At 68.9% G+C, this 14,926-nt stretch carries 15 protein-coding genes and 1 tRNA gene; 6 read left to right on the forward strand and 10 right to left on the reverse strand.

What is annotated here, in order from left to right:
* Positions 1-11: 11 nt before the first annotated feature.
* Together BLU81_RS42065 and BLU81_RS42070 are read left to right on the forward strand one after the other, a co-directional pair.
* Complete coding sequence (locus BLU81_RS42065; RefSeq protein ID WP_172890722.1) at positions 12-1,487, forward strand: phosphatase PAP2 family protein; 1,476 nt, start codon at positions 12-14, stop codon at positions 1,485-1,487.
* Positions 1,484-2,260: an endonuclease/exonuclease/phosphatase family protein gene (locus tag BLU81_RS42070; protein ID WP_092554605.1), complete on the forward strand. Its 777-nt coding sequence runs from the start codon at positions 1,484-1,486 to the stop codon at positions 2,258-2,260. Before BLU81_RS42065 ends, BLU81_RS42070 begins: the two co-directional genes overlap by 4 nt.
* Before the next feature lie 58 nt (positions 2,261-2,318).
* Here the strand turns inward: BLU81_RS42070 and BLU81_RS42075 are convergent, their stop codons facing one another.
* From BLU81_RS42075 to BLU81_RS42085, 3 genes are all read right to left on the reverse strand, one after another.
* Positions 2,319-2,840, reverse strand: coding sequence for a mycothiol transferase (locus BLU81_RS42075; RefSeq protein WP_092554607.1), 522 nt, complete (start codon positions 2,838-2,840; stop codon positions 2,319-2,321).
* A gap of 62 nt (positions 2,841-2,902) precedes the next feature.
* Positions 2,903-4,477, reverse strand: coding sequence for a tetratricopeptide repeat-containing diguanylate cyclase (locus BLU81_RS42080; RefSeq protein WP_231953775.1), 1,575 nt, complete (start codon positions 4,475-4,477; stop codon positions 2,903-2,905).
* Between the two features lie 89 nt (positions 4,478-4,566).
* Positions 4,567-6,207, reverse strand: a complete 1,641-nt coding sequence (locus tag BLU81_RS42085) for a fibronectin type III domain-containing protein (protein ID WP_231953776.1) — start codon at positions 6,205-6,207, stop codon at positions 4,567-4,569.
* Between the two features lie 92 nt (positions 6,208-6,299).
* On the opposite strand from BLU81_RS42085, the gene BLU81_RS42090 reads away from it, so the two are divergent.
* On the forward strand, positions 6,300-7,109 hold the full coding sequence (locus BLU81_RS42090; protein ID WP_231953777.1) for a hypothetical protein: 810 nt from the start codon (positions 6,300-6,302) through the stop codon (positions 7,107-7,109).
* Here the strand turns inward: BLU81_RS42090 and BLU81_RS42095 are convergent.
* The 4 genes from BLU81_RS42095 to BLU81_RS42110 form a co-directional block, all read right to left on the reverse strand.
* The gene (locus tag BLU81_RS42095) at positions 7,104-7,283 is read right to left on the reverse strand and encodes a DUF4236 domain-containing protein (protein WP_092558420.1); all 180 of its coding nucleotides are present in this window, start codon (positions 7,281-7,283) and stop codon (positions 7,104-7,106) included. The two genes, BLU81_RS42090 and BLU81_RS42095, sit on opposite strands and share 6 nt — an antisense overlap.
* A gap of 64 nt (positions 7,284-7,347) precedes the next feature.
* Positions 7,348-7,803, reverse strand: coding sequence for an RrF2 family transcriptional regulator (locus tag BLU81_RS42100; RefSeq protein ID WP_092554613.1), 456 nt, complete (start codon positions 7,801-7,803; stop codon positions 7,348-7,350).
* A gap of 66 nt (positions 7,804-7,869) precedes the next feature.
* The gene (locus tag BLU81_RS42105; RefSeq protein ID WP_092554615.1) at positions 7,870-8,748 is read right to left on the reverse strand and encodes a helix-turn-helix transcriptional regulator; all 879 of its coding nucleotides are present in this window, start codon (positions 8,746-8,748) and stop codon (positions 7,870-7,872) included.
* A gap of 190 nt (positions 8,749-8,938) precedes the next feature.
* Complete coding sequence (locus tag BLU81_RS42110; protein ID WP_014446635.1) at positions 8,939-9,370, reverse strand: SsgA family sporulation/cell division regulator; 432 nt, start codon at positions 9,368-9,370, stop codon at positions 8,939-8,941.
* A gap of 310 nt (positions 9,371-9,680) precedes the next feature.
* Between BLU81_RS42110 and BLU81_RS42115 the strand changes: the two genes are divergently transcribed.
* On the forward strand, positions 9,681-10,055 hold the full coding sequence (locus BLU81_RS42115; RefSeq protein WP_092554617.1) for a TIGR02611 family protein: 375 nt from the start codon (positions 9,681-9,683) through the stop codon (positions 10,053-10,055).
* Between the two features lie 52 nt (positions 10,056-10,107).
* A tRNA-Val gene (locus BLU81_RS42120) sits at positions 10,108-10,179 on the forward strand.
* A gap of 186 nt (positions 10,180-10,365) precedes the next feature.
* Here the strand turns inward: BLU81_RS42120 and BLU81_RS42125 are convergent.
* The gene (locus tag BLU81_RS42125; RefSeq protein ID WP_172890723.1) at positions 10,366-11,463 is read right to left on the reverse strand and encodes a tyrosine-type recombinase/integrase; all 1,098 of its coding nucleotides are present in this window, start codon (positions 11,461-11,463) and stop codon (positions 10,366-10,368) included.
* 1,009 nt (positions 11,464-12,472) lie between these two features.
* On the opposite strand from BLU81_RS42125, the gene BLU81_RS42130 reads away from it, so the two are divergent.
* Positions 12,473-12,757, forward strand: coding sequence for a hypothetical protein (locus BLU81_RS42130; RefSeq protein ID WP_092554621.1), 285 nt, complete (start codon positions 12,473-12,475; stop codon positions 12,755-12,757).
* Positions 12,758-12,846: 89 nt separating this feature from the next.
* Here BLU81_RS42130 and BLU81_RS42135 read toward each other — a convergent pair whose 3' ends face one another.
* The gene (locus tag BLU81_RS42135; RefSeq protein WP_197686034.1) at positions 12,847-13,407 is read right to left on the reverse strand and encodes a DinB family protein; all 561 of its coding nucleotides are present in this window, start codon (positions 13,405-13,407) and stop codon (positions 12,847-12,849) included.
* Between the two features lie 746 nt (positions 13,408-14,153).
* Complete coding sequence (locus BLU81_RS48885) at positions 14,154-14,411, reverse strand: hypothetical protein (RefSeq protein ID WP_157752005.1); 258 nt, start codon at positions 14,409-14,411, stop codon at positions 14,154-14,156.
* Positions 14,412-14,926: the final 515 nt, after the last annotated feature.

Here is a 14,926-nt window from a genome sequence, read left to right on the forward strand (position 1 = left end):
TGGAGTGCGCCGTGACCGAAGACAACCGCGTGGTGGAACGCACCGGCTGGGCGCCCGTGCGGCACTTCGCCGAACGCAGTGTGCTGGGCCTGATCGTGGTGGCCGCCATCGGCCTCACCTTCGGCGTGCTGCTCCTGCTGGTCCGCTTCCACTGGCAGCCACTGCTGAACCTGGACCAGTCGGTGGCACACAACCTGAACAGCTGGGCGGCCGGCTCCGAGACGACCGTGGCGGTGCTCCAGCAGATCTCCTCGTTCGGCGGCCGGGGCGTCCTGCTCCCGCTCGTGCTGCTCTCCGCCGTCCTGCTGTTCCTGCGCCGGCTGCCCCGCCCGGCGATCTACCTGCTGGTCACCGGCGCCGGTGCGCTGGTGCTCGACCCGTCGCTGAAAGCGCTGATCGGGCGGCTGCGGCCGGTCGTCGAGGTGCCGGTCGCCTCCGCACCCGGCAACAGCTTCCCCAGCGGGCACGCGCTCGGCTCGATGGTCGTCTACGGGATGCTCGTGCTGATCTTCCTGCCCGCGATGCGGCGCCGGTGGCGGCCCTGGTTCATCGGCCTGGCCGCGGTGATCGTCGCCGCCGTCGGTTTCACCCGGATCGCCCTCGGTGTGCACTTCCTCTCCGACGTGTTCGGCGGCTGGCTGCTCGGGATCGCCTGGATCAGCGTCACCGCGTACGCCTTCCGGATCTGGCGGCGGGAGGCCGGCCACGAGACCCCGCCGATCACCGACGGCCTCGACCCGGAAGCCGGCCCCGACCTGCGTCCCGCCCCCGCCGAGAAGGAACTCCTGCCGCACCCGTGGGCCAAGGGCGCCGAGATCCTGGTCGGCTGGGTCTTCGTGTTCGGCCTGCTCTACGTGGTCGGCTACTCGGTGACCCGCTGGGAACCGCCGTTCGACGACGGTGTGCCGCGCTGGCTCCAGACCTTCCGGACCCCGTCGCTCGACCACCTGAGCTGGCTCGCCAGCAAAGCCGGCGACACCCACGCCATTCTGATCATCTCGCTGATCTTCTGCCCGATCGCGCTGGCCGCCTGGCGGCAGTGGCGGCCGGTCCTGTTCCTGGCCCTCACCATGGTCGGCGAACTGACCCTGTTCCTCTGCGCCGCCGTCGCGGTCGGCCGGGAACGCCCGTCGGTCGAGCAGATCGACGGCCAGATGCCGACGTCGTCGTTCCCGTCCGGCCACATCGCCGCCACCATGTGCCTCTGGGTCGCCATCGCGATCATCGTGATGGCGAGGGTCCGGCAGCCGTGGCGCTGGATCTTCCCGGCCCTCGCGGTGATCATGCCGGCGATCGTGGCGACGTCCCGGATGTACCGCGGCATGCACCACCCCACCGACGTTCTCGGCGCCACCCTGCTCACCGCCGCCTGGATCGGCGTCCTCTGGTGGGTGATCCGCCCCAACGCGAACGCCGCGACCCTCAGCGAGGCCGCCGAGGAGGCCGAGCGGGCCAACCGATCCCGCAGCCTGGAGACGGTCGGATGACCCTGCGCCTGATGACCTGGAACATCAAACACGGCGGCGGTGACCGTCTGCAGGCGATCATCCAGGTCATCCGCGACGCCCGTCCCGACGTCCTCTGCCTGCAGGAACTACTGAACTACCGCCGCTACGGCCGCCGCCGCCTCCAGGAACTGGCCACCGCCACCGGAATGACGGCCCACATGGCCCCGTCTGCCCTGGCCCAGCCGGTGGCCGTCCTGGTCCGCAACCCCTTCAAGATCCTTCGCCGTACGTCGGTCACGTGGCGCCTCCACCACGCCGCCGCCGAGGTGGTGGTGGAGACGGGCGCGGGCCCGCTGACGGTGGTGAGCACCCACCTGAACCCGTTCTCCCCGTCCCGCCGTTACCGGGAGGCCCGCTGGCTCGCCGCCCGGCATGCCTCGGCCGACGGCCTGGTCGTGATCGCCGGGGACATGAACGGGCTCGACCCGCTCGGTGACCATGAGCGGGAGCTCGCGGGCCTGCCCTCGCTCTACCGGCAGCGACACCTGGCGCCGGACGGCACCGCCGACACCAGGGCGATCGCGGCGTTCCACGAGGAGGGCTACACCGACCTGTGGCACACGGTAGGCGAGGGCGACGGCCGCACCGTTCCCACCGACTACGCCGGCCGCGAGTTCGGCGCCGTCCGCCTGGACTACCTGATGGCGAGCCCCGCCCTGGCAGCCCGAGCCGAGCGCCTGTGGTCCCTCCGCGACGAGACCACCGCGACGGCCTCCGACCACTACCCGGTCCGGGCCGACGTCGACCTCTGACCCGATCCACGCCGACCACCGATCTGGTCCGGAGCCGGCCTCGGCCCTACTGTTCGGTTCACTCGCCGATGGGGCCTCCAGCCAGTTCGGCGACGATGTCGAGGTGGCCGGCGTGGCGGGCGTACTCCTGGAGCAGGTGGAAACAGATCCGCTCCAGAGTGGCCGGGTCGTCGCCGGCCCAGCGTGGGCCGGGCTGCCCGATCCCCGCCAGGTCGTTCCCGGTGATCACCGCCGTGGTGTGCACACCCTGGGCGCGCAGCGCGGCGGCGAGTTCCGCCAGGGTCTCCGCCGGCCCGACGTGCCAGCGGTCGTCTTTCCGGTCACCCCACGGCTCGTCTACGGCACGGCCCTGGAAACCCCAATCCAGCCAGCGCAACTCCACGAACCGCAGGTGTTTGAGCAGCTCCAACGGCGTCCAGCCGGATGGCAGACGGCTGGACCGCAGCTCCGCCTCGGGCAGCCCACCGGCTTTGGCGAGCACGGTCTCCCGATAGAAGTCCAGGTAGCGGACGAAGACCTCGGCCTGCCCGGCGGCCGGGGTCATGGGTGAGGGGAACGGGATCGTCGAGTCATCGGCCATACCCGGATTCTGCCCGGACCCTCTGACATCTTCTGGGCCTGGCCGGGGGAGGACGCTGTGGGTCAGCCGGCGACGACGCGGTCGCGGCCGGAGCGTTTGGCGGCGTACAGGTTGCGGTCGGCGATCGACAGCAGTGCCGAGAAACTGGTCACCTCGGCGTCCGTCGTGGTCACCCCGATGCTGGTGGTCACCTGGAGGGTGCCGGTGACCGGCTCCCAGCCGTGGGCCCGGATCCGCAGGCGCAGCCGTTCACAGCGCATGGCCGCCTCCTCGGCGTCCACTCCGGGGAAGACCAGCAGGAACTCCTCGCCACCCATCCGGGCGGCGACGGCGGCTCCGGGCGCGGCCTCCTCGATCAGTTCGGCGACACGTTGCAGAACGGTGTCCCCGGTGGCGTGCGACAGAGTGTCGTTGATGCGCTTGAAGTGGTCCAGGTCGATGATCGCCACGGACAGCGGGCGGCCACGGGCGGCGGATTCCAGCATCAGGGCGGGGAGGCGCTCGTTGACGTACCGCCGGTTGTGCAGTCCGGTCAGCGCGTCCCGGTGGGCCATCTCCCGGAAGTGTTCGCTGGTCCGGCGGGCCTCGTTGGCCTCGAAGACAGCCTGCAGCGCGCGGGCCCGGGCATCGCGTTGCACCGACTGGAGCGCGGTCATGTCGGCGTGGAAACTGCGATGTTCCTCGTACGCCTCGGCGAAGCGCCCGGTAGCCGCGTAGAGGGCGGCCTGCTCCTGACGGACCCGGGCCGCGATGGCGCCGAGTTGCCGTTCCGCGCAGCTGGCCCGAGCCGCGTCGAGGGCTTCCTGCGCGGCGTCGTGGCGCCCGTCGAGACGGCGGGCCCGGGCCAAGGTGAGCCGGCACTCGGCGAGCGCGTCCCCTTCGTTGGCGACGACCAGGTCGGCCAGCACGGGGGAGAGCAGCTCCTCGACCGCCGCGTACCGCTCGCTCATCAGTTCGACCTGGGCCATGGTGTCGAGTTCGTTGGCGGTGAACCGGTGCCCGTCCCGGCCCTGGACCTCACGCATCTGGGCGACGAGTGCGCGGGCCTCGGTCTCGTCGCCGATCTCGGCCGCGCTGTAGGCCATGTTGTTGAGCATGGCGAGGACCATCTCGTGGTCGCCGGCCTGGGCGGACAGTGCCAGGGCCTCCCGGCCGCGACGTTTGCCGTCGGCGTGCGAGCCGGTGTCGGAGAGCGCGACCGCGAGAGTCATCAGGTGCCGGGCCCGCAGATGGGCGGGCACGTCGTCGGTGAGGAAAGCGACACTCTGGACCGCGTGGGTCAGGGCGTCGGAGAAGTCACCGACGTGCCGGTAGAAGACGGACAGTTCCCGGTGCGCGCGGGCCAGTACGTAGCGTGCCTCGTTCTCCTCGGCCCACGCCTTGACCTGGAGGGCGAGCTGGCCGCCCTCACCGGTCTGGCCTTCCCGGAGCAGCACTCCGGCCTGCAGCAGGACGGCGCGCTGGATGATCTCGTCGGCGCCGACCTCCTCGGCGCGCTGGCGCAGGGCGGCGGCGGGCGCCCACACGGTCCGGAACTGCGACGGTGTCCGCTCTTCGAGTTCCGTCACGGCGGCTTCGAGTTCGGTGAGCTGCCGAGTCTGTTCGATGGGGACGAGACTCGCCGCTTCCGTCGTCACTGTGCCTCTTCCCTGTCGTGGCCCGTGACGACCCACGGTCCGGGGCAGGAGGAGCGGTTCGGGTCGCCGCCGGTTGCGGGACGGTTGCATCACCGCCGGGTGCATAACGGGGCGGCTGCCGCCGTGGTACGGCCGGTGGACTCGACCGCGACGGTGAAGCAGTAGTCCGCGTCGGCGCTGAGGCTGTAGACGACGTAGTCGGCGGCGCCGGTGGGCAGCTCGGCGATCGTCACCGGTGCCTGCCCGGCTCGTCCACCGGTGATCAGCACGTCCCCGGTGGCGCCGCGCGGGTAGGCCCACTGGAGCGCGACACTGTCGCCGCCGTCGCGCAACCGCACGTTCTGCGGGGCGCCGGGAACGACGGTGGCGGTGAGCGGGTCGGCGGCGACCGGAGTGGACGGTTCCGGTGACCGGGTCGCCCCGTCGGCGCCGGGCAGGGTGAGGATGACGACGACCGCGGCGGTGGCGACCACTCCGGCCAGCATCGCGGCGAGCAACAGCGGGTGGGCGATACGAGAACGACCCGGCTGCTCGGTACGAACCGGCAGGCGCCGTGAGTTCGGCGGATCGGTGCGGGTGCTGGCCCGTGCCGTACCGATGGGAAGGGGTTTGCCGTCCTCTCCGTAGTCGGGGGCGCGGTTGCCGGGCAGCGGCGGTGGGGTGTCGGCGCGGGCGTGCCGGCCGGTCGGGTCACCGGGCAGTCCGAGGTCGGCGAGATAGAGCGGCTGCTGGTAGACGGTCCCGTTGGGGTCGGTGATCCGGTCGTCCGCCGGGGGCAGGTCGTCGTAGTAGTCGCCGCCGGTGGCCGGGTCGCCGACCGGTGGACCGCCGGACGCGACCGGTGGACCGCCGGTACCGGCCGCGTCCGGCGGAACCGGATAGACCGTGCCGGCCGGGTCGGTGGGCCGGTCGTCGGGCGGCGGCTGGCCGGGCGCGTGGACCGGGAACGGTGACGGCCCGGCCCCGGTCGGGTCGGGCACGGTGGGCCGGCGCGGGAACGGCCGGAACGGTTTACCGCCGGTGGCGTCGCGCCGGCCGCAGGTGTGCCGCCCGGACGCGGTGCCGGCGATGAGAGCGGCGGTCTGCCGGGCCAGCGGGTGATCGGCCGGCAGATAGCGGGCGCTCAGCTCACTCGCCAGAGCCAGATGCTCGCGGGACTCGGCGTCGTGGCCGCACTCGCGCTCCATCGAGCCGAGCCGGGCCAGCATCTTGACACCGGCCGCGCTGGCGTCGCCGTGCATCCGGCGGTGCCGCCGCCAGGCTCGGGCCAGCCGGGCGCGGGCCTCGGCACAGTGCCCGGCGGCGTGTTCGGCGGTGGCCAGGTCGGCTTCGGCGGCCAGCACGCGCGGGGAATCGGGACCGTCGGTCAGGGCCAGCTCGCCGATCAGGTCGTGGTAGACCGAGGCGGCCCGGCCGTGCTGGCCGATGCGCTGGAGCACCGCCGCGTGCAGGGCGGCAGCGGCGATGGTGCGCTCGTCACGCCGGCCGTGCAGGCGCTCGTCGGCGGAGTGCGCGAAGGCGGCCCACAACCGGGCGGACTCCGGGTCGCCGAGGGCGATGAGGATCCGGGCGTGCAGGGTCGCGGCGACCGCGAGATCGGCGGTGGCCCGGCGCGGATCGGCGTCGGCGGTACGGAGCAGATCGTCCAGAACCGCCCGGGCGCCCGCGAGATCACCCGACGACGACAGTGTCTGCGCCTGGGCGGTGACTTCGGCGAGCGGAGGGGCCATGTTTCCCATAGTGCTCAACTGAACACCCTCGGTACAAGTTTTCGGTAGCGGAGTGGACACGGTAGAACTTCGGTATGTCCGTGATCTCGTCCGTGAAGACTGAACTACTCGTCCGCCACCTGCGAACCTGGGCCGAAGGGGCGCTGGGCCGCGCGCGGCGGGTGACCTATGTGCACGGGTTCGCCGACGCCGACGGGGGTGCCGCCGCCGAGGCCGCCGTGCGCGTACTGGCCGATTTGCCGGATCTTGCACGGGGTCGGGAACTGTCCATGGTGGCCGTCGGCCAGGACATGACCGAGGTGGGGAAACGGCTCACCGCGACACAGCGGGAGCGGGGGATGACCGCCGGGCTCGCGGTGTTACCGGTCGGCGGTGGTACCGACGAGCGCCTGCCCGTCGTGTTGAAAGCGGCCGGTGCTCTACACGTACCGCTGCTGGGTTATCTCGACGCCTCGGCCGCGAGTGAACCGCCCGCGGTGACCACCGTCCGCGCGATCACCGCCGGGAAACCGGCCGAAGTGCTGCTCGTACTCCCGCCGGGAGGCAGCGTCGACCCCTATCGTGGACTGGGGTTCCCGCTGGTCACGGCGGTCGAACTGGCGAACGGCGAGGTGATGGCACTCGCCACCGGCTCGGCCAAGAGCCTGGAGGGTTTCAAGGAGGCGCTGTGGGTGGCCGACCCGGAACGCCTGCCGGACGACGCCGCGCTGCAGCGGGACCTGCTAGAACATCTGGCGGCCGGGCCCGCGACGGTGACCGGACTGCGCACTTTCGCGCTGACCGCGACCGTCTACCGTGCCGCCGACGCCACCCGGGTGCTCCACGCGCTCGTGGACGAGGGCGCGGTCACCCGGGTGCCGGCGGAGGGCCGGCTCGGCGGCGACGTGACGATCAGCCTATGACCGGCTCTTGTCCTGCTTCCAGGAGATCGGGCCGGGCAGGTCGTAACGGTGCGCGCGGGTCTTGGAGTTCCAGGACCACTTGCCGATCTTGAGGCTCCACGAGGAGTACCCGTTCTCGGTGAAGTTCAGGACCAGCGGGCCGATCTTCTTGCGCTTGCGGAAAACGATGCCCATCGGAGCCTCTCCCATCTAGGTGGTGACGGGAGACCTGATTCCCGATGGGATCGATTTACAAACGTCAGCGTGGCTGCCAGGCATCCGGCCTGGTGGTCAGCTTGCGGACGTGGGCCGGCATCCGCCCGCTGATCAACTCGGCGAGACTCACCTCGTCGACGACCTCGCGGACCGCGGCTCGCACCGCGACCCACAGGTTCGGCAGGTTCTCGGCGGCCCCCGTGTACTGCGTCTCCTCCGGGCGGAGGCCACGCACACCTGCTAGCGGACCGTCGACGGCCCGCAGGATCTGGCCGATCGTCACGTCCCGCGGTGGGTGCGACAGCGTGTAACCGCCCTCGGCACCACGTTGCGCGCGCACCACACCGGCACGACGCAGGTCGGCGAGCACTGCCTCGAGAAACTTCCGGGGCATCTCTTGGTCTTGAGCGATGGCCTGGGCGGACATCAGCGCCGGGTAAGCCTGCGCCAAGCTGAGGGCGGCCCGGACCGCATAGTCGCCGCGCGCGGAGATCTGCACCCGACTATTCTGCCCCGGCCATGCAATCCGGATGCACATACCCCAGGGATTTGTGGGAATTAACCGTCAGTCAGTGGGGCGTCGCGGTCCGGGTATCCCCCCTGGACTGTCGTCGGTGAACCGTCCGCGGAACTGCCCGGGACTCAGGCCGGTCTCCCGGTGGAAGAACCGGCCGAAGTTCGTCGGCTCCCCGAACCCCAGGATGCGGCCCACCTCGGCGACCGACAACGGGGTCGCGGCGAGCAGGCGCCGGGCCTGCAGTGCGACGCGGTCGTCGACGACCTGCTTGGCGGTACGCCCGGACAGCGCCAGACTGGCCCGGGTGAGGGTCCGCACCGAACAGCCCAGCTCCGAGGCATAGTCCTCGACTCGCCGGGTGTGCGGATAACCCTCCTCCAGCCGGATCCGGAACCGCTCGAACGTCCGGCCCTCGACGTGTGCCCGCACGTCGCCGTCCGGATCGAGAGCCCGAATACGCAGCAACAGCGCGGCCAGCTGATGCCGCAGCAGCGCCGCGGTGACCGGCCCCGGTGGCCCGGCGGAGTCAGCGATGAGATGGGTGAACGCGGCCCGGAAGACCCCCGGATCGGGTGGGGCCAGCGGCGCGCGGGCCGGCCCGGCCGGATCGTCGGGACTCACCCCCGGCAGCTCGTCCGGGCCGAAAAGGCCCGGCCGGAACACGATGGTCACCGGATCGTCCGGTGATTCGGCGAACCGTAGCGCCTGCCCGGGCCGGACCCAGAGCAGTGTGCCCGGACCGGACGAGAACTCGGCGAAGTCGATCTCGGCGAGCAGTGGTCCGTCGGTGCTGAGCACGAGCGCGTGACAGTTCAACAGGTCGGTGGTGGCGCCGGCGGCCACCGGCAAGGTGCAGCCCCCGACGCCCGACCAGTCCGGTGGAAGGGAGGCGGGTGCCGGCTCGGTGTACTGAATGAGTGCTGACATCGCGCCTGACGGTAGTCGTCGATGCGTTCCTTCGCATCCACTAGCGCACCGACTGAGGTTTATGTCCGATTTCCGGCTCGGTATTCGCTATACGTCCGATTCCGATTTCTTTTTGGAGATCGATTGCATTTCCGGATAAAGCGAGACCCGCGCGGACCGGCAGAGTCCGTGCGGGTCTCGCTGATATCGCTTACCGGCCGGCCAGTAGCCGATTGACTGCCGCGTCCACGTCCAGGTGGTCCGACTCCCGGCCGCGGGGCACCACCACATAGGTGCGCCGCAGGAAGCGGACCAGGACACTGCGCGGTACCTCGAACAGCGCGTTCCCGTCAGGTGACGAGAGCGCCAGGGCGACGAAATCGCCCCGCGGGGTGGCCCACGGCCACACCCGGACGTCGCCGATCCCGGCCGGCTCATCGAGCCCGGTCACGAGCAGTTCCCGCGCAAAAGACCAGCTCACGGCTTCCCCACCGGCTGATTCTGCGTGGAACAACACGTGGACCGCATAGGGGTCGGCTGGGTCGTACCGCAGACTGGCACGCACGGGCAGTGCCGTCGCGTCAGGCGCTACGAGCCGCAGCGAGGTTTCGACCTCGACGGTCGTTGGACGAATGGTACTCATGGACGAACTCCCCCCGGCACCGCTGCGAGGCTGGTGAACCCCGCGTTTCCCATACTCAGGTGATCCCTGTCGTTACGCTCCGCCATACGCTGATCTCACCCAGTAGTGGGAAGACGGTTCCGAAAACCGTTCCAAGCGAGACACAATGAGATATCTTGTCCCGTTCCGCCCAAGTACCCGGTTCCGCCCGGCGTCGGGTGGTCCAGCAGTTGACTTACTCCGGTAACGTCCATTCCTCCCGGGTAGTGACGGGGCCCCCGGACACTGGGGGATGAAATGGGCCTAAAACCGGACGACGGGGTTCTACGACGTGCGTGTGCTTGACCGTATCCGGTCCAACTCCACTGGCCGGCTGGCTCTGAAGATCGGCGTCGGCATTCTGGGCGCCCTGGTGACCGCGGTGGGGATCATCCTGATCCCGCTCCCCGGCCCCGGCTGGGCCATCGTGCTCCTCGGCCTGGCCATCCTCGCCATCGAATTCCACTGGGCCAGAGCCCTGCTGGCCTTCACCAAACGGCACGTCCAGAGCTGGACGCACTGGATCGCCAGTCAGTCTCTCCCGATCCGGGCCCTCGTCGGACTGGTCGGCATGATCTTCATCAGTGCGGTGGTCTGGCTGAGCGTCCTGCTCACCTTCCACCTGAACCTGTTCACCTGGACCCTCGACTTCCTGGGGTGGCGCTGACCCCCTGATTTACACACGCCGCCCACCGTCTAGTAGAGTTCCATCTCGTTGAGGGCGATTAGCTCAGCGGGAGAGCGCTCCGTTCACACCGGAGAGGTCACTGGTTCGATCCCAGTATCGCCCACTCGGATCCACAGGTCAGTACCATGATCGCTGACCTTGCTCATCGGCTCCCATCTTCGTATGGGAGCCTTTTTGCTCCCACGGTAACCATCAACGTGCTCATCACTCGTTACTTCGGTGGTATGCCGAGCTCGGGATGCCCAGCACTTTCGCGTCTTTTAGCTTACGAAGTCGGGTTCGGCTGGGGTTACCAGTAGCCGCCGTTGTCGAGCCAGCGAGCTTGCAGGTTGTCGAGTAGCCGGGCGGTCATGGTGGGGGTGACGTGGGCGTAGACGCCGCGGATGCCGGGGATGGCGTGGCCGAGGCGGTGGGCTTGGAGCACTTCGGGGGTGTGGTCTTCGTCCATCCAGGTGCGGTGGGTGTGGCGCAGATCGTGGAAGTGCATGCCGCTGAGGATGGGCGGCCAGTCGGCGCGGGGGTGGCCGTCGCAGGCGGGTCGCCAGCGGCGGTTGTTGTAGTCGGTGCGCCACAGCCACCGCCCGGTCGGTGTGCAGAAGACGGTGTCGTACGGGTGAGCGTGCAGGAGCCGGTCGAGGCCGTCGACGAGGAACGGCGGCAGGGCGATGTCGCGGACGGCGGCCGGGGTTTTCGGTGGGCCGAGGGTCAGGTGGCCGCGGACTTCGTGGAGGGCGCCGGTGGTGGCCGAGACATGCAGGCGGGCTTCGGCCAGGTGCAGGTCGGCGCGGCTGAGGGCGGTGAGTTCGCTGATGCGCATGCCGGTGTAGGCGGCGGTGATCACCAGGGTGCGGGTGATGGTGTCAGGCATGCGGGCGGCGATCTGCCAGACCTGGACGGCTGTGGCGAACGGGCGCTGCTCGCGCGGGAGGCGGCGTAGCCGGAGCCGGGCGGTGGGGTCGAAGAACATCAGGTGGTCGTCGACGGCCTCGCGCAGTATCTGGCCGAGCAGGGTGACGATGTGGCGCACGCTGCTGTCAGCGAGGTGCCCGGCCAGGCCGCGGGCGAACGCTTTGACGTCCTGGTGGGTGATCGAGTCGATGCGCCGGCTGCCGAACGCGGGCAGGATGTGTACACGCAGCAGGCTCTCGTAGCGGGCCAGCGTCGAATCGGCGGCCAGATGCCCGGCCTGCCAGATGACGACCCACTCGTCCAACCGCGGCGCCGGTGAGGGCTGGTAACGCAGCCGGGCCGCCCGGGTGGCGTTGTTCAACCGTGTTGCCTCTGCCTCGGCGTCCTCGCGGCGGGTATAGGTGCTGTCGGTGACGGTGCGCCCGGCCCGGCGATAGCGAACTCGGCTTCGGCTTCCGCGCTCTTCGACCCAGGCCATGGCTTTCTCCCGACCAAATCGCTTTCCGTCTTGGTTTCCTGTGGTTGTGCCCATCGACGTGTTCGACTATCGGCCTGTTCCCGGATGGCGCGTGGTCAATGCGGCAGGCGTCGTTCAGTCACCCGTCCGTGAACCGATCCGGCCACGGCGACGTCGTCGGCCTGGCATGGCAGGTGGCTGGCTCTGGGTAACTGGTCCCGGAGTAGCTGCCGGCATGGTGACGACGGTGCCCCCTGGTTTTTGCTTCCCGAGGCTCATCACCACAGAGGACATCGCATCACCGCTGCGGGCTTCACGCTCAAGACCGCGTTGCTGGGAGTTCACCTCGGCGGAGCCTTGCAGCCCTATGGCTGCACAATTCTCCTATGGAAGGGGATCGAGAAGCGCCGACCGCCGCTGAGTTGCTGGCGTTCGCCGCCACGCTGCCAGTAGAGGAACGAGAGAAGCTTCTGGCTGCCATGCACCCTGCGCCGCTGGCACCGGAACCCGTTGGTGAGGGGACCGTGCCTGACCCGGTGTACCGGTCCTGGGCGGATTTTCTGGCCGCGACCACGACGGCTCAGCGGATGGCATGGTGCAGCCGTAAAGCGCGTCGGGCCAACCGGCCGCGGCTGATGTCCGGTCCTCCCGGCCTCCGGATCACCGCGTCGGTCGTGTGGGAGGTTCTCGATGCGGCTGCTGGTAAGTGCGGCGACTGCGGGTCTTTCGCTGTCGAAGGCCGACCGTCCGGCCCGGACGGCAGACCTGTCGCGTGGGCTGCGATAGGTAGGCGAATCGGCTCGCTCGGGCATCGCCTTGCCCGTTTCAACGGTGGTGACAACGATCGCGACAACCTCTACTGGTGCTGCCTGTGGTGCAACACCTGGCCCTCCGAACGCCGACAGGGCGCGACGGATCACGGCGCTGTCCTGTGATGTCGTAGCTCCGAGGCTCGCAGCCCGATCGTTGCCGCAGAGGAGGTGACCGGATCGCGGCAAATGAGGACGGCGCGCGACGGTACCCTTCGGCCGTGCCGCATCGCTTCTATCGCCGTCGCTGGGACGAGACCCGAGGTGATGAGTTCGACGGCTGGGGCCATTCGGACTGGTACTTCGAGGTTGGCGATGACGGCTGGCCCGTTCGCCAGGTCGAGGTGTACGACACTGGCCGTGTCCTGCGCTACGGCCCCGATCATCAAGAAGACCGCTACGGCGGTCTCGGCGAAGCGAGCCTCTACGACTCTGGCGATGATTGGAGCGACTTCGAGATTGCGGAAGTCGAGTTCGAGCGCGTGTGGGACGCCGACGGAGAGTGACGCCCGAAAAATCAGCAGGGCCCTGATTGCGGCAAATCCGTGCGTCGGTCGAATGTATCGACGTCACGGCCGGATGGTTGCCGAAGAGTTTACTGGCCCGTGCGTCCATCGATGCATTCGCGGAGTAGGTCCGCGTGGCCGCAGTGCCGCGCGTACTCCTCAACCATATGGATCAGGATGTCGCGGACGCTGGCCTGCTCGCCGTTGGCCATGCTGACCATCGTGCCGAGGTCGGTCGCCGAATCCAGCCACCTGTCAGCCGTGAGGATCTGCTCCCGCCAGGTGGTGAACGCGTCGTTGATGACGTTCGGATCAGCCACCGCACCGTCGAAGTCCAGGTCGCGCTCCTCGGTGGACCAGTAGAGCCGCGGCGCGTTCAGGTTGCCCTGCAGGGTCCGGTAGAACCAGTTGTGCTCCACGGCGGCCATGTGGCGGATCAGGCCGAGCAAGCTCATCGTCGACGGCGGAACCGATCGAACGGCCAACTGCTCCGGCGAGAGATCCTCGCACTTCATGCCCAGCGTCAGGCGGTAATTAGACAGGTATTCACGGATGGTTGCCAGTTCGCCGACAGGGCTGACGTCGGACCTGGGGTCCGCCTCGGGTTTGGCCCACATGCCGTTGTAACCGACTTCCCGCTGACTGGTCATGCGTGCACCCTTCCCGATGACTTCGATCCTGCCAACTCCGTTTCCGCGGGCATCCGTGTGGCTTGCCGACGCGCTCACATCGGCAGATCCGGAAACGCGATCATGGCTGGGGCGGTCCATCTTGACTACGTTCGGTGACCGCGATCCGAGGTGGATGCTTCGCTGATGGGGGAGCAGCGCGATGGTAAGCCGGACTCCTTTTGGGTGTCGCTGGGCGGCCGTGTGCTCCCAGGTTGCTCCCCGCCGGGCGTCTTGCCGGTTTTCTGCGGGGGAGTCGGCCTCCCGGTCTGGCCGGTCTCTGGAAGGTGGCCCGAGGTGTCATGCGTGGGGAGCAGGGTCGGTTCTCCCGGCGGGCGTGTTTGTGCTGGTCGTTGGCCGTTCTTTTCGGACGTGGGGAGCACCACGGCGATGAATTCGGCGTTCCTGGCGGGGGTCGTGCGGCGCTGCTCCCCAAAACCGGTGATCGGCGGGGAGCAAATGGGGTGGTCACCGGCAGCGCCGAGCGTCGCCGAACGGCGTTCAGTGACGTCGGGTAGCGTCGTCTGAGCAGGCCTAATTTGCGTTTTTCCTGGTCAGTAGCTTGATCGGACTACGTTTCACACCGGAGAGGTCACTGGTTCGATCCCAGTATCGCCCACGAGTACGTTGACATGCGAAAAGGTCCACCGCGATTATCCAATGCGGTGGACCCTTTGTCATCAGGATTGTTCGCTCCCTGCCTGGCCTCTACCAGGTCACGAAGGAGCTCATCCAGAGGTGCTTCCGCTCCCATCCATCGAACTCAGCGCATCGATGGATGGAGCCGGGTCCGCGTCGTTGCCGGTGATCAGATCGGCGTAGTCGGCCCACGCGGTCGAACAGGTCGCCATCGCCACCACCACCGGCACTTCGACGGTCAACACCAGCCAGACATTCCTGTACGACAAATCCGGCAACGCTGAGACCCCCATCCTCAGCAGCACTCTGACCCAGAAGCTCGCCTGCGACGCCGAGGGCCACGTCACCCAGCATCACCCAGGGCACCAACGTCACGTCGTTCGTCTACGACGCGGGCGGGCAGCGTCTCATCCGCCGGGACCCGGCCACCAAGTCGGTGACCTCTACCTCGGCGCGATGCAACTCAAGCTGAACACCACGAACGCCACGCCGACTAGCCAGACGCCACCGAAGGCGACTGGGTCAACGCCGGCCTCTCCTTCGCCTCGGTCATCCCGGTCGCCGGTTATGCGGCAAGCGCCGTCAAGGGTGCCAAGTACGTCTCGACGAAGCGGTCGACGTGGCCCGGGCGACAGGCAAGGCGCTGGAGGGCGCAGACCTCGGCCCCTCGTCTTGTCTGCGGTTGGCCGGCGTGGTGAGTCACAGGTGATCACGTCGTCGGGCGAAGTCGTGGGTGGTCTCGGGGGATCTTTGCACGGCGTTGGAACAATGCCGCCATGAATCGATATGTTTCGAGTATTGTTGCCGGGTTGCTCGGTGTGCGCTGACCGTTTCCCCAGCTCAGGCCGCGCCCCGTCCCGTA

The organism is Actinoplanes derwentensis, from assembly GCF_900104725.1.
GTDB lineage: Bacteria > Actinomycetota > Actinomycetes > Mycobacteriales > Micromonosporaceae > Actinoplanes > Actinoplanes derwentensis.

Bases quoted from the DNA above. Each gene is read 5' to 3' on its own strand.
- BLU81_RS42070 (WP_092554605.1), top strand. From the start codon at position 1,484: ATGACCCTGCGCCTGATGACCTGGAACATCAAACACGGCGGCGGTGAC.
- BLU81_RS42110 (WP_014446635.1), bottom strand. From the start codon at position 9,370: ATGAGTACCATTCGTCCAACGACCGTCGAGGTCGAAACCTCGCTGCGG.
- BLU81_RS42095 (WP_092558420.1), bottom strand. From the start codon at position 7,283: ATGGGCATCGTTTTCCGCAAGCGCAAGAAGATCGGCCCGCTGGTCCTG.
- BLU81_RS42075 (WP_092554607.1), bottom strand. From the start codon at position 2,840: ATGGCCGATGACTCGACGATCCCGTTCCCCTCACCCATGACCCCGGCC.
- BLU81_RS42105 (WP_092554615.1), bottom strand. From the start codon at position 8,748: ATGTCAGCACTCATTCAGTACACCGAGCCGGCACCCGCCTCCCTTCCA.
- BLU81_RS42085 (WP_231953776.1), bottom strand. From the start codon at position 6,207: ATGGCCCCTCCGCTCGCCGAAGTCACCGCCCAGGCGCAGACACTGTCG.
- BLU81_RS42135 (WP_197686034.1), bottom strand. From the start codon at position 13,407: ATGACCAGTCAGCGGGAAGTCGGTTACAACGGCATGTGGGCCAAACCC.
- BLU81_RS42125 (WP_172890723.1), bottom strand. From the start codon at position 11,463: ATGGCCTGGGTCGAAGAGCGCGGAAGCCGAAGCCGAGTTCGCTATCGC.